The organism is Roseobacter sp. FCG-D35 (assembly GCF_033436665.1).
Lineage (GTDB): Bacteria > Pseudomonadota > Alphaproteobacteria > Rhodobacterales > Rhodobacteraceae > JAWQFO01.
In genome coordinates this window covers 182,012-207,144 of record NZ_JAWQFO010000001.1, presented here as the reverse complement: position 1 = coordinate 207,144, position 25,133 = coordinate 182,012, and the positions used below count along the sequence as shown (strand labels likewise).

Here is a 25,133-nt window from a genome sequence, read left to right as displayed (position 1 = left end):
GGTAGTTGCACCGCCCCCGGAGTTTCGTTCGCGTTCAGGCGATCAGGACCCGCCGCCCATGACCATTTCGTCCGCCACGGCGGCCTGGGTCTTGGCCAGCTCCGGATCGGCCACGAGGCCGTAGTTGGCCAGCGGGCTGCCCGGTCCTGCGACCTCGTCGGCTACGAAGAACTGCGCGTATTCCTTCAGACCGGGGATCACGCCGATGTGGGCCTTCTTCACGTAGAAGAACAGCGGGCGCGACACGGGGTATTCGCCCGAGGCGATGGTCTCGGTCTTCGGCTCGACGCCGCTCATCGTGGCGACCTTCAGCTTGTCGGTGTTGTTCTCGTAGAACGCGAGTCCGAACACGCCGATGCCGTTGGTGTTGCTGTCGATGCGCGACAGGGTCTCGGTGTAGTCGCCGTCGATGTCGACCGACTTGCCGTCCGTGCGCACGTCGAGGCAGGCGTCCTCGGCGTCGTCCTCGCTCATGCCGCCATCGAGCATGGCCTGCATCGCGCCGGTCTCTTCGCAGCCGATCAGCAGGACCTTCTCTTCGAAGACCTCACGGGTGCCGTGCTTGGTGCCGGGAATGAACATCGCGATTTCGACGTCCGGCAGGTCGCCGTTGAACTCGGCCCAGGTGTTGTGCGGGTTGTCGACCACTTCGCCGTCCTTCAGGACTTTGGCGCCGATCGCGTTGAAGATGTCGGAGGGCTCGAAGGCGGTGAAGTCGGGTCCGCCCTGCTGCGAGGCGAAGACGATGCCGTCATAGCCGATGCGCACCTCGATGATTTCGGTCACGCCGTTCTCGGCGCAGGCCGCGATTTCCTTCTCGCGAATCTGGCGCGAGGCGTTGGCGACGTCGATGGTGTTCTCGCCCACGCCTTCGCAGAAGCGCTTGAGGCCGGCCGAGGAGCCACCCGATTCGACCACCGGAGTCGGGAAGTCGAAGTTCTCGCCGAAGGCCTCGGCGACGATGGACGCGTAGGGCAGAACGGTCGAGGATCCGGCGACCTGGACCTGGTCCCGGGCGGATGCGGCGGTGGCGCTGACGGCAGCAATCGCGAGCGCGGATGTTGTGAGTTTCACGAGCGACATGATGTCTCCTGCATATGGCTTGGTGGCGGTCGATCACCCCCATGGCGACCTTGCCCGCTGCCTAGTGGTCGGACGCAATGCTTTTGCGACAGTTTTGTAACAGGCATGTGACACAGCACCGTGCGACCCCCATGTTACGCTAGGGAACCGCGGCTAAAAACGCTCAGGCAGCCGGCACGTCCATGGGCAGGATGACGATGAAGCACGCCCCCTGCCCCAACTCGCTTTCGACGCGCAGACGTCCGCGGTGGCGGTTGACGATATGCTTGACGATGGCCAACCCCAACCCCGTACCGCCCAGGGCGCGGCTGCGGTGGCTGTCGGCACGATAGAAGCGTTCGGTGAGCCGCGGCAGGTGCACCGCATCGATGCCCGGACCGTCGTCGGCAACATACACGCGCACACCCGGAGCGCGCAGCGCGGGGTCACGCTCGGCGACTTCGATTCGCACCGTCACGCGCCCGCCAGCCGCGCCGTACTTGATCGCGTTCTCAACGAGGTTTGTGAAAACCTGCATCAACTGGTCGGCGTCGCCGAGAATCGTCACCGGCCCGTCGGGAAATTGGGTTTCGAAGACAACTCCGGCCTCGTCTGCCAGCGGCGTCAGCGTGCGCAGCACCGAGGCGAGAATATCGGTCAGCACCACTTTCCCGCGCGGTCGCACACGCTCGTCGGCCTCGACCCGGCTGAGCGACAGCAGATCGCCCACCAGCCGGTTCATCCTGCTGGCCTCGCCGTCCATGATGTCGAGGAACCTCTCGCGGGCCGCGGCATCCTCGCGGGCCGGGCCGCGCAGTGTCTCGATGAATCCGGTGAGCGCAGTCAGCGGCGTGCGCAGTTCGTGACTGACGTTGGCGACGAAGTCGCGCCGCATCTGCACCGCCCGCTCCAGGTGGGTCACGTCGATGAAGCACAGCAGGACGACGTTCAGGGAATCGACGGTGCGCACCGTGACCTGAAAGGTGGTGTCCTGCGCGCCGTCGTTGGAGAGGTAAGGAACGGTACGGGCCTGTCCGTCGCGCAGGGTGCCTTCGACGGCGTCGATCAGCGCCGGCTGGCGCAGCATGGTGACGAAGTTGCGCCCCTCGATCCCCTGCCCGATGACGGCGCGCGCTTCGGTGTTCGAGGCGGCGATGCGTTCCTCCCGGTCTATGACCAGAGCCGGCAGCGGCAGCGCGCCCAGTAGATCAGCGTACTCCCGGGCGACCACCGCTCAGCGGGTCCGTGCCGCGGCCGCGGCCTCGGTGAAAACCGCGCAAAGCGCGTCGGGCTCTTCCAGCCCGACCGAGACCCGGAAGAAGCCTTCGCCGATACCCAGCGCGGCCCGCTGTTCGGGGCTCAGCGCGCGGTGGGACGAGGATGCGGGATGCGACAGGGTGGTGCCGACATCGCCCAGCGTCGGCGCAAAAGACAGCCCCTCGGCGGCACGGGTGAAGGCATTGGCCTCGGCTCGGCCGCCGTCAAGCTCGAAGCTCACCATGTTGCAGAACCTACCCTCCAGCAGCGCGTCGGCGCGCGCGTGGTCCGGGTGATCCGCGCGTCCCGGGTAGATCACCCGGCGCACGCCGCCCAAAGCCGACAGGTGGTCCGCAAGGACCTGTGCGGTGGCCTGCGCGCGGTCGAACCGCAGATCGAAGGTCAGCATGCCGCGTTCGGCCAGCCAGCAGTCGAAAGGGCTTGGCGTCAGGCCGGCGGTTATGGAAAAGACGCGCAGCCGCTCGGCCAGCGCCGCGTCGGCAGCGGCGGCATAGCCCAGCATGACATCGGAATGCCCGGCGAGCAGCTTGGTCAGCGAATGGATCACGATATCCGCACCGGCCTCGAACGGCTTGAATGCGCGCGGCGTGGTGAAGGTGTTGTCGACCGCCAGCAGCACGCCGGTTTCTTTCGCGAGCCGCGCCAATCCGGCGATGTCGGCCACGCGCAGCGTCGGGTTCGACACTGCCTCGACGAGGATCAGCCGGGTCTCGGGCCTGAGCGCCGCGCGCACGGCCTCGACATCGCCCACGTCGACCAGAGAGGTTTCAAGCCCGAGGCGCGGCAGATCCTCGTTCATCATCCGCAGCGAACGCCCGTAAAGTTGATTGCCGCCAATCACATGATCGCCGGCCTTGAACAGCCCCAGAAGCACCGCCGACACCGCCGCCATCCCCGAGGCGGTCACGATCCCCGGATGTGGCGCGCCCTCCATCCGGTCGAGCCGGCGCCCGACGACATCGGCGTTGGGATGTCCTTCGCGGGAGTAGGTGTAGCCCTGCAGCCGCCCCTCGTACTGCGCGTCGAGCATGTCGGGCGTGTCAGAGGCATAGACCACCGAAGGCGACAGCGGCGTGACCACCGGACGCGACGCGCTTTCGGGCAGTGCGTTGGGGCGCACCAGCGAGGAGGTTTCGTTTTTCATGCTAGCCCTCCAGCCTGCGCAGCCCGTCGCGGAACACCCGCATTTTCGCCTGATAGGCTTCGGCGCTTGCGGTCAGGCCGGCGATGGTATCGGCGTCGATCTCGCGCACGACCTTTCCGGGCGCACCCACCACGAGCGAATCGTCGGGGATGACCTTGTTCTCGGTGATCAGCGCCCCGGCCCCGATCAGGCAGTTCCGGCCGATCTTCGCACCGTTGAGCACCGTCGCGCCCATGCCGATCAGCGAATTGTCCCCGATCGTGCAGCCGTGCAGCATCGCCTTGTGACCGATGGTACAATCGGCACCGATGCTCAGCGGATACCCCATGTCGGTGTGAAAAACGCAGTTTTCCTGCACGTTGCTGCCCGGTCCGACGCGGATCTCCTCGTTGTCGCCGCGCAGCGTCGCGCCGAACCAGACCGAAGCGCCCGCCTCGAGCACGACGCGCCCGATGACGTTCGCATCCGGCGCCACCCAGCAATCGTCGTGAACCTTCGGCGTCACGTCGTCCAATGCGTAAAGCGTCATGTCAGATCCTTGAACTCGGCCTGCAGCCCGCGCACGTGCTCGACGAGGTCGGGCTGCTGCTTGCGGCGCAGGCGCGTGGCGGTGATGATGGTCTTCAGCTGTGCCTCGGTGGTGTCGAGATCGTCATTGACCAGCACGTAGTCGTAGCTGTCCCAATGGCTGATCTCGTCCCAGCTTTTCTCCATCCGGCGCGCGATGGTCGCGGCGTCGTCCTGCCCGCGTGCCTCGAGCCGCGATTTCAGCGCCGCGATCGAGGGCGGCAGAAGGAAGATCGACAGTGTGTGCGTGTCGAGCGTCGAGTTGGCGATCTGCTGCGCCCCCTGCCAGTCGATGTCGAACAGCACATCCTGGCCGGATTCGAACGCCTTCTCTACCGGCTTGCGCGGCGAGCCGTAGAAATTGCCGAAGACGAAGGCATGTTCCAGCATCTCGCCGTCGTCGACCATCTGCTTGAATGTCGCCTCGTCCGAGAAGTGGTACTCGCGCCCGTCGACCTCGCCCGGACGCGGGGCACGGGTGGTGGCCGAGATCGAAAAGACGATATCGGGGTCCCAGTCGCGCAGACGCCGCGCCAGCGTCGACTTGCCCGCCCCGGAGGGCGAACTGAGAATGATCAGAAGGCCGCGCCGGGTGCCACTCATCGCCTCACTCCACGTTCTGCGCCTGTTCGCGCATCTGGTCGATCAGCACCTTTAGCGCCAGCCCGATCTGCGTCAGTTCCGCGTTCTGGGATTTCGAGCAGAGCGTGTTGGCCTCCCGGTTGAACTCCTGCATCAGGAAATCGAGCTTGCGACCCACGGCGCCGCCCTCGTCGAGCAGCCGACGGGCCGCGCCCACATGGGTGCGCAGCCGGTCGATTTCTTCGGTCACGTCGGACTTGACGGCGATCAGCGCCAGTTCCTGCGCAACCCGGTCGGGGTCCGCACCCTCGGCGCCGTCAAGCACCTTGGCAAGGTTGCGTCGCAGGGTGTCGCCAAGCTCTGCGCTGCGCGCCTCGAGCGCGCCGGCGGCCTGAGCGACCAGCGCGTCGACCTCGTCGAGCTGGCCGCGCAGCACCGCGGCAAGCGCCTTGCCTTCCGCCTCACGCATCGTGTCGAACTCATCGGCCAGCGTCGCGAACTGTGCCAGCAATGCGCCGCGCAGCGCCACGGTTTCGGTCTCGTCCGGGCCCGACTGGTCCATCACGCCGCGCTGAGCCAGAAGATCACTGGCCCGCGACGGCGCCAGCGCGACACCCTTTTCCGACGCCATCGCCTCGACCGTCGCCAGCGCTTCGAGCAGTTGCGCGACCTGCGCCTTGTTCAGCGAAAGACCGCCCGCAGCCTCGTCGCGCGACACGCGCAGAGAACAGGTGACATTGCCGCGCTTGACCGCCGAGGCCAGCGTTGCGCGCAACCCGACTTCAAGACCCTCGATCCAATCCGGAACGCGGAAGCGCAGGTCGAGCCCCTTGCCGTTGACCGAGCGCAGTTCCCAGGACCAGTTGTATCGGCCGAGCGTCCCGGTGGCGGAGGCGAAACCGGTCATGGATCGGAGCATCGGGGAACATCCTCGGAATTGGTCTTGAAGTCTGCCTTATGGCGAATTGGCGCGGCAGGACAACCCCCGACCCTTTGGCCGCAGGCACTCGGCGCAACGTGCGTCAGGTTAACCAGTTGGAAAGTTCCCACGCCGTTTGATGAAAATTCTTGGTATTAATTTCCAGGTAACGAAACGGTAACGACCACGCCGCGCCGGTCCCGGGCAACCCGGGTCTGACGCGGCAGAGACCGCTCCGGCCCGGGCGCAGACCGGCCGCATTCGGAAGGTGAACGACAATGGACAAGAGCGTGCAAAATCCGCAAAATGTGGTTGCGATGTCACGGAATGTCTCCCAGTCCGGCTATTCTCCACTGGCTCAGGTCGAAGCCTACTGGGAAGGTTTGCGCGGTGGCCGGCTGATGCCGAACCGCGCCGAGATCGATCCACGCGGAATCGAGAACGCGCTCGAATACGCCTTTATCGTCGAGCGCATCGCACCGGGCATCGCGCGCCTGCGCATCGCCGGAAGTCATCTGAGCGACTTGATGGGGATGGAGGTGCGCGGCATGCCGCTGACCTCGTTCATCAATCCCAGCTCGCGCCGTCAGGTCGGCGACCTGCTCGAGGAAGTGTTCGAGACCCCGGCCTGCTGCACGCTGCGTCTGTCTTCGCCCGCCGGGGCCGGCGCACCCGCCATCGACGCCCGCATGCTGCTGCTGCCCCTGAAAAGCGACCTCGGAGACGTGAGCCGGATCCTCGGCGCGCTGGTGGCCGTGGGGGACATGGGGCGCGGTCCACGCCGTTTCGACATCGCAGGCAGCGCTATGCGCCCGATCGTGGCCGGGACAGTAACGCCGGCGCGTGCTGACACAGCACCCGAGAAGCCGACGCACGCCGGACTACCCGCCAAAACTGACCCGGCACCCGGTTTCGGTGACGCGGCGGCGCCGTTTCGGTCGCAACGCCCTCCGCGCCCGGCCAAGGGCCGACCCCACTTGCGGCTCGTCAAGTCCGACGACTGACGCCGCCCACCGGCGCACCCCACGTCATTTCAGCAAGCCAATTGGTGTGCATTCTGCCGCCCGCGTCCGCGCGGGCGGCAATTTCCTTTTCTTGGCATAACCAACGAAAAGGGGGCCCGCGCCATGCGCGAGCCCCCAAATTGTCAGCGCCGCTGTCGCAGTTGCTGGCGCCGCCTCGGTCAGACCGCCGCCTTGGCCTGCTGTGCCGCGCGGCGGTCCGAGATTTCCTCGGCCACGAGGAAGGCCAGTTCGAGCGCCTGGCTGGCGTTGAGGCGCGGGTCGCAGGCCGTGTGGTAGCGGTCCGACAGGTCCTCGTCGCTGACCGCCCGCACGCCACCCGTGCATTCGGTCACGTCCGAACCGGTCATCTCAAAATGCACTCCCGCCGGGATCGTGCCTTCGGCGGCATGAACGTCGAAGAACTCACGCACTTCGCGCAGCACCGAATCGAACGGCCGGGTCTTGTAACCGGACGAGGACTTGATGGTGTTGCCGTGCATCGGATCGCAGCTCCAGACCACGTTGGCGCCCTCGGCCTGCACCGTCTTGATGAGCCGCGGCAGGTGTTCACCCACCGAGCCCGCCCCGAAGCGCGCGATCAGGGTCAGACGCCCCTCTTCGTTCTCGGGGTTGAGCTTGGCCATCAGCCGCTTCAGATCGTCGGCCTGCATGGTCGGGCCGCATTTCAGGCCGATCGGATTCTGCACGCCGCTGGCGTACTCGACATGCGCGCCGTCCGGCTGGCGTGTGCGGTCGCCGATCCAGATCATGTGTCCGGAGCCCGCGAGCCACTTCCCGGTGGTCGAATCGACCCGGGTCAGCGCCTCTTCGTACTCCAGCAGCAACGCCTCGTGGCTTGTGTAGAACTCCACCGACTGCAGCGTGTGCGCGGTTTCGGCAGTGACACCGGCCGCCTGCATGAAGTCGAGCGTGTCGGAGATCCGGTTGGCGATCTCGCGGTAGCGGTCGACTTTCTCGTTCTCGGTAAAGCCCAGCGTCCAGGAATGGACCTGGTGCACGTCGGCATAACCGCCGGTCGAAAAAGCCCGGAGCAGGTTCAGCGTCGCGGCGGCCTGGGTGTAGGCGCGCAACATCTTTTCCGGGTCCGGGATCCGGGCGTCGGCCGTGAAGGCCAGTTCATTGATGATATCGCCGCGGTAGCTCGGAAGCTCGACGCCGCCCACGGTCTCGGTCGGGGCCGAGCGCGGCTTGGCGAACTGGCCCGCCATGCGTCCGACCTTGATGACCGGCACCTTGGCGCCGTGGGTCAGCACGATCGCCATCTGCAGCATCACCTTGAACGTGTCGCGGATCAGGTCCGAGGAGAACTGCTCGAAGCTTTCGGCGCAATCCCCGCCCTGCAGCAGGAAGGCCTCGCCCCGCCCGGCCGCGCCGAGGTGTTTCTTGAGCCGGCGCGCCTCGCCCGCGAAGACAAGCAAGGGAAACCGCGCAAGCTGTGCCTCGACCGCGTTCAGGGCCGCGACGTCCGGATAATCCGGCATCTGGACCCTGGGAAGGCTACGCCAGCTCGACTTGTTCCATTCGCTCATCGTTTCAACTCCCGTGTCCGGGCCGCGCCCTCCGCGGCCCGCTCAAGTGCGGGCCTCTATACAAAAGCTCGGCGGCGGTGACCATATCACAATTTCGACCCCTTGACGTCGCGGATCGCGCATGGGCAAGCTTTCCCGGGATCGGAGCCGCCCCGGATCTGGCGCGTCCCGCCTCTCCGACACGACCATGAGACCCGCATGCCGCCGCGCCACGCCACCGCCACGACCGCCGCTGAGGAAAAACCGCAGCGCTTCGTCTTCGTGCTTCTGGAAAACTTCACCCTCCTGTCCTTCGCCTCGGCGATCGAAAGCCTGCGCATCGCCAACCGCATGGCCGACCGCCGGATCTACGACTGGATCGTGGTCGGCGAGGGCGGCGAGACGGTGCCGTGCTCGGCCGGGGCACAGTTCAAGCTCGACGGGGACCTGGGCGAGCTTGGCCGCGACGACACTGTGATGCTGTGCGGCGGCATCGACGTGCAGGCGGCGACGACGAAGAAGGTGCTGTCCTGGCTGCGCCGCGAGGCGCGCAAGGGACTGCGCGTCGGCGGGCTCTGCACCGCGGCCTACACGATGGCGCGCGCCGGGCTTCTGGACGACAAGAAGGCGACGATCCACTGGGAGAACCAGGACAGTTTCGCCGAAGAATTCCAAGACGTTACGCTGACCAAGTCGGTCTTCGTTGTCGACGGCAACAGGATGACCACCGCGGGCGGCACCTCCTCGATCGACCTGATGCTCAAGCTGATCGCGGACGGGCATGGCGAGGATCTCGCCAACCTGGTGGCCGACCAGCTGATCTATTCGTCGATCCGCACCGACCAGGACACCCAGCGCCTGAGCGTGCCCACGCGCATCGGCGTCCGCCACCCGAAGCTGAGCCAGGTCATCCAGATGATGGAACAGGCCATCGAGGAGCCGATCAGCCCCTCGGTGCTGGCCAAGAACGTCGGCATGTCGACGCGCCAGCTCGAACGGCTGTTCCGGCGCTACCTCAGCCGCTCGCCCAAGCGCTATTACATGGAGCTGCGCCTGCAGAAGGCGCGCAATCTGCTGATGCAGACCGACATGAGCGTCATCAATGTCGCACTTGCCTGCGGGTTCGCGAGCCCCTCGCATTTCTCGAAATGCTACCGGGCGCATTACGACACGACGCCGTACCGCGAGCGCGGCAGCCACGCGACGCGTCTGTCGATCTGATCCGAGTGCGCCCCTCCGGGGCATTGTTCTTGTTTGCGCCCTGACGGGCGCGTGCCTCCGGCGGGGATGTTTTCGAACCAGAGAGGATCAGTCGCGCGTGAGCCGATAGAGCGTGCCGTCGGTGACCGAGAGAAAGAGGATGCTGCCGTCCGGGGCCTTGACGATGTCGCGCACGCGACCCGTCTCGGCGGCTTCGATCTGTTCCGCCTCGCGGGCGGTATCGCCGTCGACTTCGATCCGCGAGATGTAATCGAACTTGAGCGATCCGACGAAGATGTCGCCCTGCCAGTCCGGAAACATCTCGCCCTGGTAGACCAGCAGGCCCGACGGCGCGATCGACGGGTCCCAGTAAAGCGCGGGCTGTTCCATGCCCTCCTTCGCCGTGCCCTCACCGATCCGGGCGCCCGAGTAGTGCACCCCGTAGGAGATCACCGGCCAGCCGTAATTGGCGCCTTTCTCGATCCTGTTGACCTCGTCGCCGCCGCGCGCGCCGTGCTCGGAGATCCACAGGGTGCCGTTTGCATCGAGACCCGCCCCTTGCGGGTTGCGATGGCCATAGGACCAGATTTCGGGCCGCGCACCGGCGCTGCCTGCGAAGGGGTTGTCGGGCGGGACGCTGCCGTCGCGGGTTACGCGGATCACGCTGCCGTTGTGTCGGTCGAGGTCCTGTGAAGACGGCCGATCGCCGCGGTCGCCGATGGTGACGAAGAGCGTGCCGTCAGGCGCTTCGACAACCCGCGAGCCGAAGTGGCGGCCGCCGGACGACCCCGGCGCCATCTCGAACAGCACCCGCAACGCCTCGAGCCGCGTCGCGTCCGCCGAGAGGCGGGCCGAGGCCAAGGCCGTGCCGCTGCCGCCGGACTGCGGCGTGGCATAGGTCAAAAACAGCGTGCGGCTGGTCGCGAAATCGCGCGCCGGGGTGATGTCGAGCAGACCGCCCTGCCCCGCGACCGCGACCTCCGGGAGGCCGGCGACATCGCTGAGCGCGCCGTCGCGGAAGAGCCGCAGGCGTCCGGCCCGCTCGGTCACCAACAGTGCACCGTTCGGCAGCACACCGATGCCCCAGGGTTCATCGAGTCCCTCGACCACCGGTTCGATGCGCACACCCGACGGCAGGTCGGCATCGACACCCGTCGTGCAGGCAGAGCACAAGGCCAGAGCGATCAATCGGACTGCGGCGGACATGAAACACTCTTTCGGTCAAGGGACGGTCCCGGGGATATCTAGCGGGGCGCGACGTCTTGGCCACCGCTGCGCGAAACTGCCGCAAGGGCGGGTTGGAGGGGCGGTGAAATGGCTTTTCTTTTCCACAGGCCGGGCATAGCCTGACCGTCGAACGAAAGTTCCAACACGGGAGAGACCAAAATGAAGAAACTGCTGCGGACCTCCGCCGCGACGGCGCTGCTGGCGACGACGGCCCTGTCCGGCGCACATGCCGAGGACGTCAAGCTGGGCATCCTGATCGGCTTCACCGGCCCGATCGAATCCCTGACCGCGGCGATGGCCGCCGGCGCCGAGATGGCGATGCAGGAAGTCACCGACAGCGGTGCGCTGCTCGACGGGGCCACGGTTGTTCCGGTGCGCGCCGACACCGGCTGCATCGACAACGGCCTGGCGACCTCGAACGCCGAGCGCCTGATCGGCGAAGGCGTCGCCGGCATCATCGGCGGCGACTGTTCGGGCGTCACCGGCGCGATCCTGCAGAACGTGGCCTTGCCCAACGGCATGGTGATGATTTCGCCCTCGGCGACCTCGCCGGGGCTGACCACGATGGAAGACAACGACCTCTTCTTCCGCACCGCGCCCTCGGACGCGCGCGAAGGCGAGGTTATGGCCGAGATCCTTCAGGAACGCGGCGTGAACTCGATCGCGCTCACCTACACCAACAACGACTATGGAAAGGGCTTGGCGGACGCGATCGAGAATTCGTTCAAGGCGATCGGCGGCGAGGTGACGATCGTGACCGCGCATGAGGACGGCAAGGCCGACTATTCCGCCGAGATGGGCGCGCTGGCCTCCGCGGGCGGTGACCTGCTGGTGGTCGCGGGCTATCTCGACCAGGGCGGGCTCGGGATCATCAACGCGGCGCTCGACACCGGCGCCTTCGACACGTTCGGACTGCCCGGGGGCATGATCGGCGACAGCCTGCCCGAGAACGTCGGCCCCGCGCTCGACGGTTCCTATGGCCAGATCGCAGGCTCGGGCGGCGAAGGCGCCGACAAGATGTCGGAAATGGCCGAGGCCGGCGGTTTTGACGGCACCTCCCCCTACACGCCCGAAAGCTACGACGCGGCGGCGCTCTTCATGCTGGCGATGCAGGCGGCGGGTTCGACCGATCCGGCCGCATACGGCCCGAAGATCATGGAAGTCGCCAACGAGCCGGGCGAGAAGATCTATCCCGGCGAACTCGAGAAGGCACTTGGCATTCTCAAGGACGGCGGCGACATCGATTACGTCGGGGCGTCGGCCGTGGAGCTGATCGGACCGGGCGAAAGCGCCGGGACCTATCGCATGATCGAGGTCAAGGACGGCAAGAACGAAACCATCGGGTTCAAGTGATCCGGATCGTGTAAGAGAGACAGCCCGGGGCGCTTCCCGGGCTGTTTCCAATAGCAACGGCGCCAAAAAGTGGCGCGCAACGAACAAGAGCGCCGGCCAAGGCGCGACGGGGATGGCTGCATGATCGTCGTTGACGACGTCCACAAGCATTTCGGCGGGTTTCATGCCGTCGACGGGGCGAGCCTGAAGATCGACCAGGGGTCGATCACCGGGCTCATCGGGCCAAACGGGGCCGGAAAGACGACCCTTTTCAACGTGATCGCGGGCGTACTTAAACCGACCTCGGGGCGCGTGACGATGGCCGGCGAGGATATCACCGGGCTGCCGCCGCACGAGCTGTTTCACAAGGGACTGCTGCGCACCTTCCAGATCGCGCACGAGTTCGCTTCGATGTCCTGCCGCGAGAACCTTATGATGGTGCCGGGGGCGCAGTCGGGCGAGGCCCTTTGGAACACTTGGTTCGGGCGCAAGCGGATCGCCGACGAGGAGCGCGCGCTGAAGGCCAAGGCCGACGAGGTGCTCGAGTTCCTGACGATCTCGCATCTTGCCGATCACAAGGCCGGGCAGATCTCCGGCGGGCAAAAGAAGCTACTGGAGCTCGGCCGCACCATGATGGTCGACGCGCGCATCGTGTTTCTGGACGAGGTCGGCGCGGGCGTGAACCGGACCCTGCTCAACACCATCGGCGACGCCATCCTGAGGCTCAATCAGGAGCGCGGCTACACCTTCGTGGTGATCGAGCATGACATGGATTTCATCGGCCGGCTCTGCGACCCGGTGATCTGCATGGCCGAGGGCAAGGTGCTGGCCGAAGGCACGCTCGACGAGATCAAGGCCAACGAGCACGTGATCGAGGCCTATCTCGGCACCGGTCTCAAGAACAAGGCGACCGCATGACGGCGCTAAAACGAAGCGCCCGGACCAACGGGCGCGCAGGATGAGGGGGGCGCGCGCATGAGCGGCGAGCCTTATGACGATCGCGGCAACAAGGATTTGTCGCTGGGCGACGGGTCGAAGATGGGACAGGCGCGCCCGGTGAAGAAAGGCGGCAAGGCCACGCCCTCTCCCGGCGGTCCGTTCCTGATCGGCGACAGCATGACGGGCGGTTACGGTGCCGGGCCGGACATCCTGCACGACTGCACCATCGCGGTGGACCGCGGCGAGATCGCGGTGATCGTCGGCCCGAACGGGGCCGGCAAGTCGACGGCGATGAAGGCGGTCTTCGGGATGCTCGACGTGCGCCAAGGTCACGTTCGGCTCGACGGCGAGGACATCACCGCGCTCAGCCCGCAGGACCGGGTGGTCAAGGGCATGGGTTTCGTGCCGCAGACCTCGAACATCTTCACCTCGATGACCGTAGAAGAGAACCTCGAAATGGGCGCTTTCATCCGGCGCGACGACTTTTCGGACACGATGGAACAGGTCTACGACCTGTTCCCGATCCTGCGCGAGAAGCGTCGCCAGCCCGCCGGAGAACTCTCGGGCGGCCAGCGCCAGCAGGTCGCCGTGGGCCGGGCGCTGATGACCCAGCCCAAGGTGCTGATGCTCGACGAACCGACCGCCGGCGTGTCGCCCATCGTCATGGACGAGCTTTTCGATCGCATCATCGAGGTCGCGCGCACCGGCATCCCGATCCTGATGGTCGAACAGAACGCGCGCCAGGCGCTCGAGATCGCGGACAAGGGCTATGTCCTCGTCCAGGGCCGCAACGCCTACACCGGGACCGGCAAGGAACTGCTGGAAGACCCCGAAGTGCGCAAATCCTTCCTGGGGGGCTGAGAGATGGACCTCGTCAACGCTTTCGTCACCCTCGCCAATTTCGTCATCATTCCGGCGATGGCATACGGATCGCAGCTGGCGCTTGGCGCGCTCGGGGTGACGCTGATCTACGGCATCCTGCGGTTCTCGAACTTCGCCCACGGCGACACGATGGCCTTCGGGGCGATGGTGACCGTGCTGGTGACCTGGCTCTTCCAGAGCTGGGGTCTGAGCCTAGGTGTGCTGCCGACCGCCCTGATCGCCCTGCCCTTCGGCATTCTCGCCTGCATGGGCCTGCTGCTGGCCACCGACCGGGTTGTCTACCGCTTCTACCGCGAACAGAAGGCCAAGCCGGTGATCCTCGTGATCGTCTCGCTGGGGGTCACCTTCGTGATGAACGGCATCGTGCGTTTCATCATCGGCCCGGATGACCAAAACTTTCTCGACGGCGAACGCTTCATCATCTCGGCGCGCACCTTCCGCGAGATGACCGGACTCGACGAGGGGCTCGCGATCAAGACTACGCAGGGCATCACCGTGGTCACCGCCGTCATCGTCGTGGCGCTGCTCTTCTGGTTCCTGAACCGGACGCGCACCGGCAAGTCGATGCGCGCCTATTCCGACAACGAGGATCTGGCGCTGCTCTCGGGCATCAACCCCGAGCGCGTGGTGGCGATCACCTGGATGATCGTGGCCGCCCTCGCGACCATCGCCGGTGTGCTCTACGGGCTCGATAAGTCGTTCAAGCCCTTCACATACTTCCAGCTTCTGCTGCCGATCTTCGCCTCGGCCATTGTCGGCGGGCTCGGCAATCCGCTGGGGGCCATTGCCGGAGGTTTCCTGATCGCCTTCTCCGAGGTCACGGTGACCTATGCCTGGAAAAAGGTGCTGACCTACTTCCTGCCCGAAAGCATGGCGCCCTCGAGCCTCGTGCAGCTCATGTCCACCGACTACAAGCTCGCCGTCAGCTTCATGATCCTCATCGTCGTGCTGCTCTTCAAGCCAACCGGTATCTTCAAGGGGAAAGCGGTATGAACCCGGCCCTTCGCAACACCGCGCTTTTTGCCGTCATGGCCGTGCTCATCTGCCTTGTCGGCGCCTTCCAGAGCTGGAACGCCGCGCTGCAGATCGTCAACATGGGGCTGGTCTCGGCAATCATGGCGCTGGGCGTGAACCTGCAATGGGGCTTTGCGGGCCTTTTCAACGTCGGCGTCATGGGATTCGTGGCGCTTGGCGGTCTGGCGACCGTGCTCGTCTCGATGCCGCCCATTCGCGAGGCTTGGTCGGCGGGCGGCGCCGGCATTCTCGGCGCGCTCTTCGTGGGTGCCGCGACGATCATCGCCGCCGTATTGCTCGCCAAGCGCATGAAGCCGGGCAGGAAACGCATGGCGGCGCTGACCGCGCTGCTCATCGCGGGCTTTTTCATCTACCGCGCGATCTTCGACCCGAATGTCGAGGCGATCGAGGCGGTGAACCCGGCCATCGAGGGTTACCTGGGCGGGCTCGGCCTGCCGGCAATCCTCGCCTGGCCCGTCGGCGGACTGCTCGCCGCCGGCGTGGCCTGGGTCATCGGCAAGACCGCGCTCGGCCTGCGCTCGGACTATCTTGCTATCGCCACCCTCGGCATCGCCGAGATCATCATCGCGGTCATGAAGAACGAGGACTGGCTGTCGCGCGGCGTCAAGAACGTCGTCGGCCTGCCGCGCCCCGTGCCTTACGAGATCGACCTGCAGAACGATCCCGAGTTCACCGGGCGCTGGGCCGAGTTGGGCGTGGACGCGGTGACCGCCTCGACCCTTTACGTGAAGTTCGCCTATGCGGGGCTCTTCGCCGCCGTGCTGATCGTGCTCTTGATCCTGTCGCAACGCGCGCTGCACAGCCCCTGGGGCCGCATGATGCGCGCCATCCGCGACAACGAGGTCGCGGCCGAGGCGATGGGCAAGGACGTGACTGCGCGCCACCTGCAGGTCTTCATCCTGGGCTCGGCGATCTGCGGCATCGCGGGCGCGATGATGACCACGCTCGACAGCGGGCTGTCGCCGGGCATCTACCAGCCGCTACGGTTCACCTTCCTGATCTGGGTGATGGTGATCGTCGGCGGGTCGGGCAACAACTTTGGCGCGGTGCTGGGCGGCTTCCTGATCTGGTTCCTCTGGGTCGAGGTCGAGGTCGCGGGGCAGTGGATCATGAACCTCGTCACCTCCGGCATGGCCGAGGGTGCACTCAAGACGCACCTTAACGACTCCGTGGCGCACATGAAGTTCTTCACCATGGGCATCGTGCTGCTGCTGGTCCTGCGCTTCAGCCCGCGTGGCCTGATCCCCGAGCGCTGACCCCCGGACTGTCAGCGCCCCTTGAACAGGCCGCCGAGGATACCGCGCACGATCCGGCGCCCCGTGGTGCCCTTGAGTTCCTTGATCACCATCCCTGTGATCGCGGTGCCGAGCGTCTCGGTCTGTGACGTGCTCTTGCGGCTGGTCGACCGCCCGACCGCAGGGCCCTCGTAGCGACGGGCCGAGTTGAACTCGCGCAGCTTCGATTCCGCCTCGGCTGCTTCCTCGGCCTTCGCGGCCTCTGCCGCGGCCGCCTCGGCCCGTTTCTTGAGCATCTCGAAGGCGGATTCCCGGTCGACCGCTGCGTCATACTTTCCGGCCATCGGCGAGGTTTCGAGCGCCTTTTTTCGATCCTCGGCCGGCAGCGGCCCGAGGTGCGAGGATGGCGGCCGGATCAGCGTGCGCTGAACGATCCCCGGCACGCCCTTGTCCTCCAGCATCGAGGTCACCGCCTCACCGACGCCGACCTCGCGGATCGCCTCTTCGGTGTCGAACTCGGGGTTCTCGCGATAGGTCTCGGCAGCCTGCTTGAGTTCCTTGCGGTCCTTCGCGGTGAAGGCCCGCAACGCGTGCTGGATGCGGTTGCCGAGCTGGCCGAGGATGTCCTCGGGCACGTCGGCTGGGTTCTGGGTGATGAAGTAGACACCGACCCCCTTCGAACGGATCAGCCGCGCCACCTGCTCGACCTTGTCGACCAGCGCCTTCGGTGCATCCTCGAAGAGAAGATGCGCCTCGTCGAAAAAGAACACCAGCTTCGGCTTGTCCGGATCGCCGACCTCGGGCAGTTCCTCGAAAAGCTCTGACAGCAGCCACAACAGGAAGGTGGCATAAAGCGTCGGTGCGCTCATCAGCTTGTCGGACGCCAGTATGTTAATCTGCCCGCGCCCCTCGGCATCGACGCGCATCAGGTCGGCGAGCTCCAGCGCCGGTTCGCCGAAAAGCCCCGTACCGCCCTGGTTCTCCAGCACCAGCAGGCTGCGCTGGATCGCCCCGATCGAGGCCGTCGAGATGTTGCCGTAGCGCAGCGAGAGGTCCGAGGCGTTCTCGCCGATCCAGACCAGCAGCGCCTGCAGGTCCTTGAGATCCAGAAGCGGCATGCCTTCCTCGTCGGCCAGCCGGAAGGCGATGTTGAGCACGCCCTCCTGCGCATCCGTCAGGCTCAGCAATCGCGCCAGCAGCAGCGGCCCCATCTCGGAAACCGTGGTGCGCACCGGATGCCCCTGCGCGCCGAACACATCCCAGAAGGTGACCGGAAACGCGGCATAGCGGTAGTCCTCGAACCCGATGGTCTGCGCGCGCTCGGTGAAGGCCCCGTGCAGCTTGAAGTCTTCGCTGCCCGCGCCGGCAAGCCCCGACAGATCGCCCTTCACGTCCGACAGGAACACCGGCACTCCGGCCGCCGAGAAGCCTTCGGCGAGGATCTGCAGGGTCACCGACTTGCCGGTGCCGGTGGCGCCCGCGATCAACCCGTGCCGGTTGGCGTATCCGATGGACAGGAACTGGCGCACCGCGTAATCCGGGCCGCCGCCGCCGATGAAGATGTCCTGCGTCATGCCGCCTGTCCTCCTACCGATGATTGCCGCTGACAGCCAACATACGATGTTAACCTGTGCCTGCCATAGTCAATCCGTCCGGGCCCTTTGTCCTTTCCGGGTCCCGGACGATCCTCCCTGTCAGACTGGCCGCACCGGCTCCAACGGTGCGGCCCTTTTTGCTGCGCAGCAGCATGAAACTGCACGAGAAATTTCCGCTCGATCCGCCGCCCGCGACTTTCCGGTTGACGGCTCACCGACCGTTGCGTAACGTCCGCGGCATAAGTCGGCCAGTCCGGCGGGGAGAAAACTAAATTCCGGAAAGAGGGTGCCCTGCGCGCCCTCTTTTCATGTCTGCCGGAGGTCCCAAACGACCCCGATCCCGACACCGTTGCGAATGGCCGCGACCCCGAAAAATTCCTAACGCCTCGCTGACACTCGCCGCGGGCCGTGTTACATCCGCGAGCGAAACAATGAACAGGGACCCGACATGCCCAAGACCTTGACTGCCCTGCCGCTGCTCGCGGCCCTTGCCCTGCCGCTCGGCGTCGTGCTTCCCGCGACGTCCCTGGCCCAGACCGACACCCAGACCGAGGCCGAAGCCGATACGGATGCCGCGACCGGTTCGGCCGATACCGCCGCCGAGGCCCCGGCCGAGCAGGACGGCGACGCTGCGACCGGCGGCGCGGGTGCGGACCTGAGCCTGGGCGAGAGCGCGGACCAGGGTTCTGAACTGGGCCAGCCCTATGTCACCGAGACCATCGGCGCGTGGAGCATGCGTTGCATCCGCACCGACACGGACACCGATCCCTGCCAGATGTACCAGCTTCTCGAGGATGCGCAGGGCGCCCCGGTAGCCGAGTTTTCGCTCTTCCGCCTGCCGTCAGGCAACCAGGCGGCGGCCGGCGCGACAGTTGTCGTTCCGCTCGAGACCGCCCTGCAGCAGCAACTGACAATCCGCGTCGACGGCGGCTCGGCTCGGCGGTATCCCTTCGCCTTCTGCAACCCGATCGGCTGTTACGCCCGCGTCGGCTTCACCAGTGCCGATGTCGACGCCTTCAAGCGCGGTCGCGAAGCAATTCTCACCATCGTGCCCGCCCTCGCGCCAGACCAGCAGGTCGAACTGAGCCTCTCGCTCGACGGTTTCACCGCAAGCTACGACAAGGCATCGGTTCTCGACCAGTAGCCCGGATAAACCCGAGGTCAACGGGCGCGCTGCAAACTCGGCGCGCCCGTTTTTTTTTGCCGCCCGGCCCGCATCCTGTGCATTCCGGCACAGGCCCGGTTCGCAACGCGGGGATTGCGCCGCGACGGCAGCCTGACCATCTTTGCGCCAAGCTGAGATGAAAGGAGTGACCCATGTCCCTCAGACCCACTCTCGAAACCCGCCGCGCCCAGCCCACGATGGAAGGCGCCGGTGTCAAACTGCACCGCGCCTTCGGCTTCCAGGACCCGTCCGAGCTCGACCCGTTCCTGCTCTTCGACGATTTCCGCAACGAACGCCCCGAGGATTATCTCAAGGGGTTTCCCTGGCATCCGCACCGCGGCATCGAGACGATCACCTACGTGCTCTCGGGCACGGTCGATCACGCGGATTCGCTGGGCAACCGCGGGACTCTGGGCGCGGGCGACGTGCAGTGGATGACCGCCGGCTCCGGCATCCTGCACCAGGAGATGCCGCACGGGAACGCGTCGGGCCAGATGCACGGCTTTCAACTCTGGGGCAACCTGCCCGCCGCGCAGAAGATGACCGCACCGCGTTACCAGGACATCTCTGGCGCCGACATCCCCGTGGTGACCGATGACGACGGGACGACCGTGCGCGTGATTACCGGCGACTTCTGGGGCAAGACCGGTCCGGTCGACGGCATCGCCGCCGATCCGCAATACCTCGACATCTACGTGCCGGCCGGTGTCCGGAAGACCTTCCGCATCGACACCTACCGTCGCGCCTTTGCCTACGTCTTTGAAGGCGCCGGCGCCTTCGCCGATGCGAGCGCGCCCGGCGGCGTGCTGCTCGAAAAGGAGGTCGGAGGCGAAGAGGTCAACATCCGGGACATGTCCGGAGACCGCACCCTGATCCGCTTCGGCACGGGCGACGAGGTGACCGTACAGGCCGGCGAGCAGGGCATCCGCTTCCTTCTGGTCTCGGGCGCACCGATCAACGAACCCGTGGCCTGGCACGGTCCGATCGTAATGAACACCCGAGACGAGATCCTGCAGGCGATGCGCGACCTCAACAACGGCACCTTCATCAAACCGGCCCATTGACCGCAGGCGCGCCTGATGCCCGTCGCCCCGGGCGCGCCCGTCTCTGGTTCTCAAGTATCCCGGGGGAGTCGCGGCGACGCAGCGACGGGGGCAGCGCCCCCGCCTGCCCCGGTTCCTCGTCTCAGGCGCCCACGGCTCTACGCACCATGCTCCAGTAGCGTGTCTCGACATCGTCGAGGCTCAGCCGCCCGCCTTCGCGGAACCAGGTCGTCACCCCGGTCAGCATCGCGATGACCGCAAGCGTCGCGAGCTTGGTGTCCTCGATGTCGAAGGCGCCCGTGGCGACCCCGTCACGCAGGATCGCCTCCAGCCGGTCTTCGTAGACACGGCGCAGCGACTCGACGCGGGCGAAGTTCTCGGCCGTGAGGTTGCGCAGTTCCATGTAGGCGATGAACACCGCATCGGGGCGTTCGTGATGAAACCCGATATGGAAGCGCACGAAATGCTCCAGCCGCGCCGCCGGGCTTGAACTGGAATCGTCCCGGAACGTCTCGAGCAGCTGCGTCAGATGCCCGATCATCAGGTCGGCCAGCAGGCTCTGCTTGTCGGGCGTGTAGTTGTAAAGCGCCCCGGCCTGAACTCCGACCTCGCGCGCGATCTGGCGCATCGAAACCGCGGCATAACCGTCCCGCGCAAAAAGCCGCAGCGCTGCCGCGCGCACGCGCGGGCCGGTGATGTCGGAATGCGAGCCTGCGGTTCTGGCCATGGCGGCCATGATTATCTGAACAGGCGTTCAGATCAAACCCCGGCTTGCGTGTTTTTCCTCGGTGCGGCAAGACGGGACCACCAGACAGGATGTGCTGCCATGCGCCGTCGCGCCGCCCCGCTTTTCGCTCTTGGACTTCTGGCCGCGCTTGCGGCCTGCGACGCGCCCGATATCGACCCCGTGATCACACCGGCCTCGGCCGCCGCGGACTATCCCGATCTTGTCCCCATCGAGCCGCTGATCGCCGAGATTGAGGCCGAACAGATCGACGCGCCGGCGACCCAGGGTGCCTTGGAATCCCGCGTCGCGGGGCTTCAATCCCGCGCCGACGCCTTGCGCGGCGCCGGCATCGACGAGGCCGAGCGCGCGCGCCTGCAGCGCGTCCCCGACTGAACCCGTCCCACCCGCGTTGCACCTGTCCCGGCAAGCGGTTAGAGGGACAGCGCACCGCTCCGCTGATCGAAGGAAACACTTCATGTCCCAACCGCCGCTTCGCCTTGGTATCGCAGGTCTCGGCACAGTCGGCATGGGCGTCGTGCGCATCCTTCGCCAGCATCCCGAGCTGATCGAAGCCCGCACCGGGCGCCCGGTCACGCTCTCGGCGGTCTCGGCGCGCGCGCGCGACAAGGACCGCGGCGTCTCGCTCGCCTCTTACGGCTGGGAGGACGATCCCGTGGCCTTGGCAACGCGCGACGATGTGGATGTTTTCGTCGAACTGATCGGCGGCGATTCTGGCCCGGCCAGGGACGCGGTCGAGGCGGCCATCGCCGCCGGCAAGCACGTGGTCACCGCCAACAAGGCGCTCTTGGCCCTGCACGGGCAGGCCCTGGCCGAGCAGGCCGAGGCCGCGGGCCGCGCGCTGCGCTACGAGGCCGCGGTCGCCGGCGGAATCCCGGTGATCAAGTCGCTCGGCGAGGGTCTCGCCGGCAACGAGATCACCCGTGTCATGGGTGTGATGAACGGCACCTGCAATTACATCCTGACGCGCATGGAAAGCGCCGGGCTGACCTACGAGGCCGCCTTTGCCGAAGCCGATGGGCTGGGCTATCTCGAGGCCGACCCGCAACTCGACGTCGGGGGCATCGACGCCGCGCACAAGCTCGCGATCCTCGCCGCGCTGGCCTTTGGCACGAAGGTCGATTTCGCCGGAATCGAACTCGAAGGCATCGGGCGCATCAGCTTCGACGACATCCGCGCCGCGGGTGACATGGGCTACCGCGTTAAGTTGCTGGGCGTCGCGCAGATGACCGGCCGCGGGCTGGAACAGCGCATGCAGCCCTGCCTTGTCCCGGCGACCTCGCCGCTGGGCCTGCTTGAGGGCGGCACCAACATGGTTGTCATCGAAGGCGACGCCGTGGGCCAGATCGTTTTGCGGGGTCCCGGCGCGGGCGCGGGTCCGACGGCAAGCGCCGTGCTGTCGGATATCTGCGACATCGCGCGCGGCTGGACCGGGCCGGTCTTCGGGCAGCCCGCAACGACGCTGGCTGCCGCCAACCGCGCGATCGCCCAGACCCCAGCGCCCTACTATCTGCGCATGAGTCTCGACGACAAGCCGGGGGCGCTCGCCAAGATCGCTGCGGTGCTCGGCGAGGCCGGTGTGTCCATCGACCGGATGCGCCAGTACGGCCGCCACGACACAGCCGCCCCGGTGCTGATTGTCACGCACAAGACCACGCCCGCGGCCCTGTCGGGCGCGCTCGAGGCGATGGGATCGACGGGCGTGCTGGCCACCGATCCCGTCGCATTGCGCATCGAAGAGGTCTGAGGACGGCACAAGACTCAATACGGCCATCGGGCAACCGCGTGATTTAGCGCAATCATCTTGTGATCGTGGGCTGCCGCCCGTAACACAACGGGGGAAAGCAAACTCTCGAAGGACGAAGCCAGATGCCCCACCGCGCCGATTTCCAGGATCGCATGCTGTCGCTGGGCCTTGCCCGCGTTTCCGAAGCCGCCGCGCTGGCCTCTGCCCGGCTGGTCGGACACGGCGACGAGAAGGCCGCCGACCAGGCCGCGGTGAACGCGATGCGGACACAGCTCAACATGCTCGACATCGCGGGCGTTGTGGTGATCGGAGAAGGCGAGCGCGACGAGGCCCCGATGCTCTACATCGGCGAAGAGGTCGGCACCGGCAACGGTCCGGGCGTCGACATCGCGCTTGATCCGCTCGAAGGCACCACGCTCACCGCCAAGGACATGCCCAACGCCCTGACCGTGATCGCGATGGGTCCGCGCGGTTCGATGCTGCACGCGCCCGACGTCTACATGGACAAGCTCGCCATCGGGCCCGGGTTCGCCGAGGACACCGTGACCCTCGACATGAGCCCCGCCGAGCGCGTCAAGGCGCTTGCGAAGGCCAAGCGCTGCGCCGCCTCCGACATCACCGTCTGCATTCTCGAGCGCCCGCGCCATGACGAGATGATCGCCGAGGTGCGCAAGGTCGGCGCCTCGATCCGGCTGATCACCGACGGCGACGTGGCCGGCGTGATGCATTGTGCCGAGCCGGGCACCGGGATCGACATGTACATGGGCGCAGGCGGTGCTCCCGAGGGGGTCCTGGCGGCCGCCGCGCTTAAGTGCATGGGCGGCCAGATGTACGGACGGTTGCTGTTCCGCAACGACGATGAGAAGGGTCGCGCCAAGAAGGCCGGGATCGAGGATCTCGACCGCATCTACAACCGCGACGAGATGGTCACCCAGGACGTGATCTTCGCCGCGACCGGCGTCACCGGCGGCAGCATCCTGCCCGGCGTCAAGCGCGAGCCGGGCTGGCTGACCACCGAGACGCTGATCATGCGTTCGAAGACCGGGTCGGTGCGCCGCATGAATTACCGGACGCCGACGTCGAGCGTCTGAACCGGCGGCGAGGTGCCGGGGGCGCGGATGGCAGGAGAGGCAGCGTGAGCTTTCTGGGGGTGGAAGCTTCCCTAACCGGACGGCGCTGGGTTGGTCCAGGTGTTGAGGCCGAACGCGCCGCCGAGATGCTGGTGCAGCGCGCCGGTCTGCCGCTGGCCGTGGCGCAGGTGCTGGCCCGGCGCGAAGTGCCGCCCGAAGAGGCCGAAGCCTTCTTGGCCCCGTCGCTGCGCGAGACATTGCCTGACCCGCGCAGGCTCAGAGACATGGAAGCCGCCACCGAACGGTTCCTGTCCGCACTGGACCGGCGCGAGAAGATCGCGATTTTTGCGGATTACGACGTCGATGGCGGCGCCTCTGCCGCGCTGTTGCTGGTCTGGCTGCGCGAGATGGGCCATGCCGCCACGCTCTACATCCCCGACCGCATCGACGAAGGCTACGGGCCCAACGTCGCGGCGATGGAAGCGCTGGCAAGTGATCACGACCTGATCGTCTGCGTCGATTGCGGGACGCTTTCTCACGAACCCATCGCCGCAGCTTCCGCGGCGGATGTCATCGTGCTCGACCACCACCTCGGCGGCGAGACGCTGCCGCCGGCCCTTGCCGTGGTCAACCCCAACCGGCAAGACGAGGACGGGTCGCTGGCGCACCTCTGCGCCGCCGGCGTGGTCTTTCTGATGCTGGTCGAGGCCGGGCGCAGGCTGCGCGAGGCCGGGCGCGCCGGGCCCGATCTGATGGGCCTTCTCGATCTCGTGGCGCTGGCGACCGTGGCCGACGTCGCCCCGCTGGTCGGCGCCAACCGGGCCTTCGTGCGCCAGGGCCTGCGTGTCATGTCGAGGCGAGAACGCCCGGGCCTCGCGGCGCTGTCGGACGTGGCGCATCTCGATTGCGCACCGACGTCCTACCACCTCGGCTTCCTGCTCGGGCCCCGGGTGAATGCCGGCGGGCGGATCGGGGCCGCCGACCTCGGCGCGCGGCTGCTGGCCACCGCAGACGCGCAGGAGGCCGAGGCGCTGGCGCAGCGCCTCGACCTGCTCAACTCCGAGCGCCGCGACATCGAGGCCGCGGTACGGGCCTCGGCTACCGCGCAGGCCGAAGCCCGCGGTTTTGGCTCCGCCCTTGTCTGGGCGGCCGGTGAGGGCTGGCATCCCGGTGTCGTGGGTATCGTCGCCTCGCGGCTCAAGGAAGCCTCGAACCGACCCGCGATTGTGATCGGGTTCGAGAACGGCATCGGCAAGGGCTCGGGCCGGTCGGTGTCCGGTATCGACCTGGGTGCGGCCATTCATCGGCTGGTCGCCGAGGGGCTGCTGATCGCCGGTGGTGGCCACAAGATGGCTGCGGGGCTTACCGTCGCGGAAGACAAGCTCGACGCGGCCATGGCCCGGCTCGACGCACTGCTGGAAAAACAGGGCGCGCACCTGGCGGGGCCTGCGGACCTGCGTCTCGACGGCACCCTGATGCCGCGTGCCGCGACGCTCGATCTGGCCCAGATGGTCGACCGCGCCGGCCCGTTCGGGGCCGCCGCCCCTGCCCCGCGCTACGCCTTTGCCGACATGACGATCCGTCATGTCCAGCGGGTCGGGGAGAACCATCTCAAGCTGCGCTTTTGCGATGACGCCGGCACGATGATTGACGCGATCGGATTCGGAGCTTTCGACAGCCCGCTCGGCCCCGTGCTCAGCGCGCATGGTGGCGCACGGTTTCACCTCGCGGGACGCCTCGACCTCAACACCTGGCGCGGGAAAAGCAGCATCCAGCTGCGCCTCGAGGACGCCGCGCCGGCCTGACCCCGCGTCGTGCAGAGAATTTTCCGAC

General features: G+C 66.7%; 23 protein-coding genes. 13 read left to right on the top strand and 10 right to left on the bottom strand.

All coding sequences use genetic code 11. The features are described 5' to 3' along the window. Positions 1-42: 42 nt before the first annotated feature. From R5H30_RS00940 to R5H30_RS00915, 6 genes are all read right to left on the bottom strand, one after another. A complete protein-coding gene (locus R5H30_RS00940; RefSeq protein ID WP_318326108.1) occupies positions 43-1,083 on the bottom strand; it encodes a substrate-binding domain-containing protein in 1,041 nt (346 codons plus the stop codon). Between the two features lie 163 nt (positions 1,084-1,246). Further along, positions 1,247-2,293 carry a sensor histidine kinase gene (locus tag R5H30_RS00935; RefSeq protein WP_318326107.1) on the bottom strand — a complete coding sequence of 349 codons (1,047 nt, stop codon included), beginning with the start codon at positions 2,291-2,293 and terminating at the stop codon, positions 1,247-1,249. A 3-nt stretch (positions 2,294-2,296) separates the two neighbouring features. Continuing rightward, a complete protein-coding gene (locus R5H30_RS00930; protein WP_318326106.1) occupies positions 2,297-3,484 on the bottom strand; it encodes a trans-sulfuration enzyme family protein in 1,188 nt (395 codons plus the stop codon). Position 3,485: 1 nt separating this feature from the next. Then, on the bottom strand, positions 3,486-4,013 hold the full coding sequence (locus R5H30_RS00925; RefSeq protein WP_318326105.1) for a gamma carbonic anhydrase family protein: 528 nt from the start codon (positions 4,011-4,013) through the stop codon (positions 3,486-3,488). Further along, a complete protein-coding gene (gene gmk / locus R5H30_RS00920) occupies positions 4,010-4,654 on the bottom strand; it encodes a guanylate kinase (protein ID WP_318326104.1) in 645 nt (214 codons plus the stop codon). The genes R5H30_RS00925 and gmk overlap by 4 nt, the downstream gene beginning before the upstream one ends. Before the next feature lie 4 nt (positions 4,655-4,658). Then, positions 4,659-5,552, bottom strand: coding sequence for a YicC/YloC family endoribonuclease (locus R5H30_RS00915; protein WP_318326103.1), 894 nt, complete (start codon positions 5,550-5,552; stop codon positions 4,659-4,661). A gap of 317 nt (positions 5,553-5,869) precedes the next feature. Between R5H30_RS00915 and R5H30_RS00910 the strand changes: the two genes are divergently transcribed. Further along, positions 5,870-6,556: a PAS domain-containing protein gene (locus R5H30_RS00910; protein WP_318326102.1), complete on the top strand. Its 687-nt coding sequence runs from the start codon at positions 5,870-5,872 to the stop codon at positions 6,554-6,556. Positions 6,557-6,735: 179 nt separating this feature from the next. On the opposite strand, the gene R5H30_RS00905 is transcribed toward R5H30_RS00910, so the two are convergent. Next, a complete protein-coding gene (locus R5H30_RS00905) occupies positions 6,736-8,106 on the bottom strand; it encodes a class II 3-deoxy-7-phosphoheptulonate synthase (protein WP_318326101.1) in 1,371 nt (456 codons plus the stop codon). A 198-nt stretch (positions 8,107-8,304) separates the two neighbouring features. Between R5H30_RS00905 and R5H30_RS00900 the strand changes: the two genes are divergently transcribed. Continuing rightward, complete coding sequence (locus R5H30_RS00900) at positions 8,305-9,306, top strand: GlxA family transcriptional regulator (protein WP_318326100.1); 1,002 nt, start codon at positions 8,305-8,307, stop codon at positions 9,304-9,306. A gap of 87 nt (positions 9,307-9,393) precedes the next feature. Here the strand turns inward: R5H30_RS00900 and R5H30_RS00895 are convergent, their stop codons facing one another. Further along, positions 9,394-10,491 carry a PQQ-dependent sugar dehydrogenase gene (locus R5H30_RS00895; protein ID WP_318326099.1) on the bottom strand — a complete coding sequence of 366 codons (1,098 nt, stop codon included), beginning with the start codon at positions 10,489-10,491 and terminating at the stop codon, positions 9,394-9,396. 180 nt (positions 10,492-10,671) lie between these two features. On the opposite strand from R5H30_RS00895, the gene R5H30_RS00890 reads away from it, so the two are divergent. The 5 genes from R5H30_RS00890 (at position 10,672) to R5H30_RS00870 (ending at position 15,956) form a co-directional block, all read left to right on the top strand. Continuing rightward, positions 10,672-11,865, top strand: a complete 1,194-nt coding sequence (locus R5H30_RS00890; RefSeq protein ID WP_318326098.1) for an ABC transporter substrate-binding protein — start codon at positions 10,672-10,674, stop codon at positions 11,863-11,865. Between the two features lie 120 nt (positions 11,866-11,985). Further along, positions 11,986-12,762, top strand: coding sequence for an ABC transporter ATP-binding protein (locus R5H30_RS00885; protein ID WP_318326097.1), 777 nt, complete (start codon positions 11,986-11,988; stop codon positions 12,760-12,762). Positions 12,763-12,819: 57 nt separating this feature from the next. Then, entirely contained in the window at positions 12,820-13,644 is an 825-nt protein-coding gene (locus tag R5H30_RS00880; protein ID WP_318326096.1) for an ABC transporter ATP-binding protein, read from the top strand. Between the two features lie 3 nt (positions 13,645-13,647). Further along, complete coding sequence (locus R5H30_RS00875) at positions 13,648-14,658, top strand: branched-chain amino acid ABC transporter permease (protein ID WP_318326095.1); 1,011 nt, start codon at positions 13,648-13,650, stop codon at positions 14,656-14,658. Then, positions 14,655-15,956, top strand: coding sequence for a branched-chain amino acid ABC transporter permease (locus R5H30_RS00870; RefSeq protein ID WP_318326094.1), 1,302 nt, complete (start codon positions 14,655-14,657; stop codon positions 15,954-15,956). The genes R5H30_RS00875 and R5H30_RS00870 overlap by 4 nt, the downstream gene beginning before the upstream one ends. An 11-nt stretch (positions 15,957-15,967) precedes the next feature. Here R5H30_RS00870 and R5H30_RS00865 read toward each other — a convergent pair whose 3' ends face one another. Further along, positions 15,968-17,509, bottom strand: coding sequence for a helicase HerA-like domain-containing protein (locus R5H30_RS00865; RefSeq protein ID WP_318326093.1), 1,542 nt, complete (start codon positions 17,507-17,509; stop codon positions 15,968-15,970). A 469-nt stretch (positions 17,510-17,978) separates the two neighbouring features. Between R5H30_RS00865 and R5H30_RS00860 the strand changes: the two genes are divergently transcribed. Then, positions 17,979-18,674, top strand: coding sequence for an invasion associated locus B family protein (locus tag R5H30_RS00860; protein ID WP_318326092.1), 696 nt, complete (start codon positions 17,979-17,981; stop codon positions 18,672-18,674). A 173-nt stretch (positions 18,675-18,847) separates the two neighbouring features. After that, entirely contained in the window at positions 18,848-19,759 is a 912-nt protein-coding gene (locus tag R5H30_RS00855; protein ID WP_318326091.1) for a pirin family protein, read from the top strand. A 121-nt stretch (positions 19,760-19,880) separates the two neighbouring features. On the opposite strand, the gene R5H30_RS00850 is transcribed toward R5H30_RS00855, so the two are convergent. Next, positions 19,881-20,465 carry a TetR/AcrR family transcriptional regulator gene (locus R5H30_RS00850; protein ID WP_318326090.1) on the bottom strand — a complete coding sequence of 195 codons (585 nt, stop codon included), beginning with the start codon at positions 20,463-20,465 and terminating at the stop codon, positions 19,881-19,883. A gap of 99 nt (positions 20,466-20,564) precedes the next feature. Between R5H30_RS00850 and R5H30_RS00845 the strand changes: the two genes are divergently transcribed. The 4 genes from R5H30_RS00845 (at position 20,565) to recJ (ending at position 25,105) form a co-directional block, all read left to right on the top strand. Continuing rightward, positions 20,565-20,858: a hypothetical protein gene (locus R5H30_RS00845; RefSeq protein WP_318326089.1), complete on the top strand. Its 294-nt coding sequence runs from the start codon at positions 20,565-20,567 to the stop codon at positions 20,856-20,858. Between the two features lie 82 nt (positions 20,859-20,940). Beyond that, positions 20,941-22,230, top strand: a complete 1,290-nt coding sequence (locus R5H30_RS00840) for a homoserine dehydrogenase (protein ID WP_318326088.1) — start codon at positions 20,941-20,943, stop codon at positions 22,228-22,230. A gap of 122 nt (positions 22,231-22,352) precedes the next feature. Then, complete coding sequence (gene glpX / locus R5H30_RS00835; RefSeq protein WP_318326087.1) at positions 22,353-23,321, top strand: class II fructose-bisphosphatase; 969 nt, start codon at positions 22,353-22,355, stop codon at positions 23,319-23,321. A gap of 44 nt (positions 23,322-23,365) precedes the next feature. After that, complete coding sequence (recJ, locus tag R5H30_RS00830; protein WP_318326086.1) at positions 23,366-25,105, top strand: single-stranded-DNA-specific exonuclease RecJ; 1,740 nt, start codon at positions 23,366-23,368, stop codon at positions 25,103-25,105. Positions 25,106-25,133: the final 28 nt, after the last annotated feature.

What these genes read in the sequence shown, in the direction of transcription:
- R5H30_RS00940 (WP_318326108.1), bottom strand. Translation starts at nt 1,083, where the DNA reads ATGTCGCTCGTGAAACTCACAACATCCGCGCTCGCGATTGCTGCCGTC.
- R5H30_RS00930 (WP_318326106.1), bottom strand. Translation starts at nt 3,484, where the DNA reads ATGAAAAACGAAACCTCCTCGCTGGTGCGCCCCAACGCACTGCCCGAA.
- R5H30_RS00925 (WP_318326105.1), bottom strand. Translation starts at nt 4,013, where the DNA reads ATGACGCTTTACGCATTGGACGACGTGACGCCGAAGGTTCACGACGAT.
- gmk (WP_318326104.1), bottom strand. Translation starts at nt 4,654, where the DNA reads ATGAGTGGCACCCGGCGCGGCCTTCTGATCATTCTCAGTTCGCCCTCC.
- R5H30_RS00915 (WP_318326103.1), bottom strand. Translation starts at nt 5,552, where the DNA reads ATGCTCCGATCCATGACCGGTTTCGCCTCCGCCACCGGGACGCTCGGC.
- R5H30_RS00910 (WP_318326102.1), top strand. Translation starts at nt 5,870, where the DNA reads ATGTCACGGAATGTCTCCCAGTCCGGCTATTCTCCACTGGCTCAGGTC.
- R5H30_RS00905 (WP_318326101.1), bottom strand. Translation starts at nt 8,106, where the DNA reads ATGAGCGAATGGAACAAGTCGAGCTGGCGTAGCCTTCCCAGGGTCCAG.
- R5H30_RS00900 (WP_318326100.1), top strand. Translation starts at nt 8,305, where the DNA reads ATGCCGCCGCGCCACGCCACCGCCACGACCGCCGCTGAGGAAAAACCG.
- R5H30_RS00895 (WP_318326099.1), bottom strand. Translation starts at nt 10,491, where the DNA reads ATGTCCGCCGCAGTCCGATTGATCGCTCTGGCCTTGTGCTCTGCCTGC.
- R5H30_RS00890 (WP_318326098.1), top strand. Translation starts at nt 10,672, where the DNA reads ATGAAGAAACTGCTGCGGACCTCCGCCGCGACGGCGCTGCTGGCGACG.
- R5H30_RS00885 (WP_318326097.1), top strand. Translation starts at nt 11,986, where the DNA reads ATGATCGTCGTTGACGACGTCCACAAGCATTTCGGCGGGTTTCATGCC.
- R5H30_RS00880 (WP_318326096.1), top strand. Translation starts at nt 12,820, where the DNA reads ATGAGCGGCGAGCCTTATGACGATCGCGGCAACAAGGATTTGTCGCTG.
- R5H30_RS00875 (WP_318326095.1), top strand. Translation starts at nt 13,648, where the DNA reads ATGGACCTCGTCAACGCTTTCGTCACCCTCGCCAATTTCGTCATCATT.
- R5H30_RS00870 (WP_318326094.1), top strand. Translation starts at nt 14,655, where the DNA reads ATGAACCCGGCCCTTCGCAACACCGCGCTTTTTGCCGTCATGGCCGTG.
- R5H30_RS00865 (WP_318326093.1), bottom strand. Translation starts at nt 17,509, where the DNA reads ATGACGCAGGACATCTTCATCGGCGGCGGCGGCCCGGATTACGCGGTG.
- R5H30_RS00860 (WP_318326092.1), top strand. Translation starts at nt 17,979, where the DNA reads ATGCCCAAGACCTTGACTGCCCTGCCGCTGCTCGCGGCCCTTGCCCTG.
- R5H30_RS00855 (WP_318326091.1), top strand. Translation starts at nt 18,848, where the DNA reads ATGTCCCTCAGACCCACTCTCGAAACCCGCCGCGCCCAGCCCACGATG.
- R5H30_RS00850 (WP_318326090.1), bottom strand. Translation starts at nt 20,465, where the DNA reads ATGGCCAGAACCGCAGGCTCGCATTCCGACATCACCGGCCCGCGCGTG.
- R5H30_RS00845 (WP_318326089.1), top strand. Translation starts at nt 20,565, where the DNA reads ATGCGCCGTCGCGCCGCCCCGCTTTTCGCTCTTGGACTTCTGGCCGCG.
- R5H30_RS00840 (WP_318326088.1), top strand. Translation starts at nt 20,941, where the DNA reads ATGTCCCAACCGCCGCTTCGCCTTGGTATCGCAGGTCTCGGCACAGTC.
- glpX (WP_318326087.1), top strand. Translation starts at nt 22,353, where the DNA reads ATGCCCCACCGCGCCGATTTCCAGGATCGCATGCTGTCGCTGGGCCTT.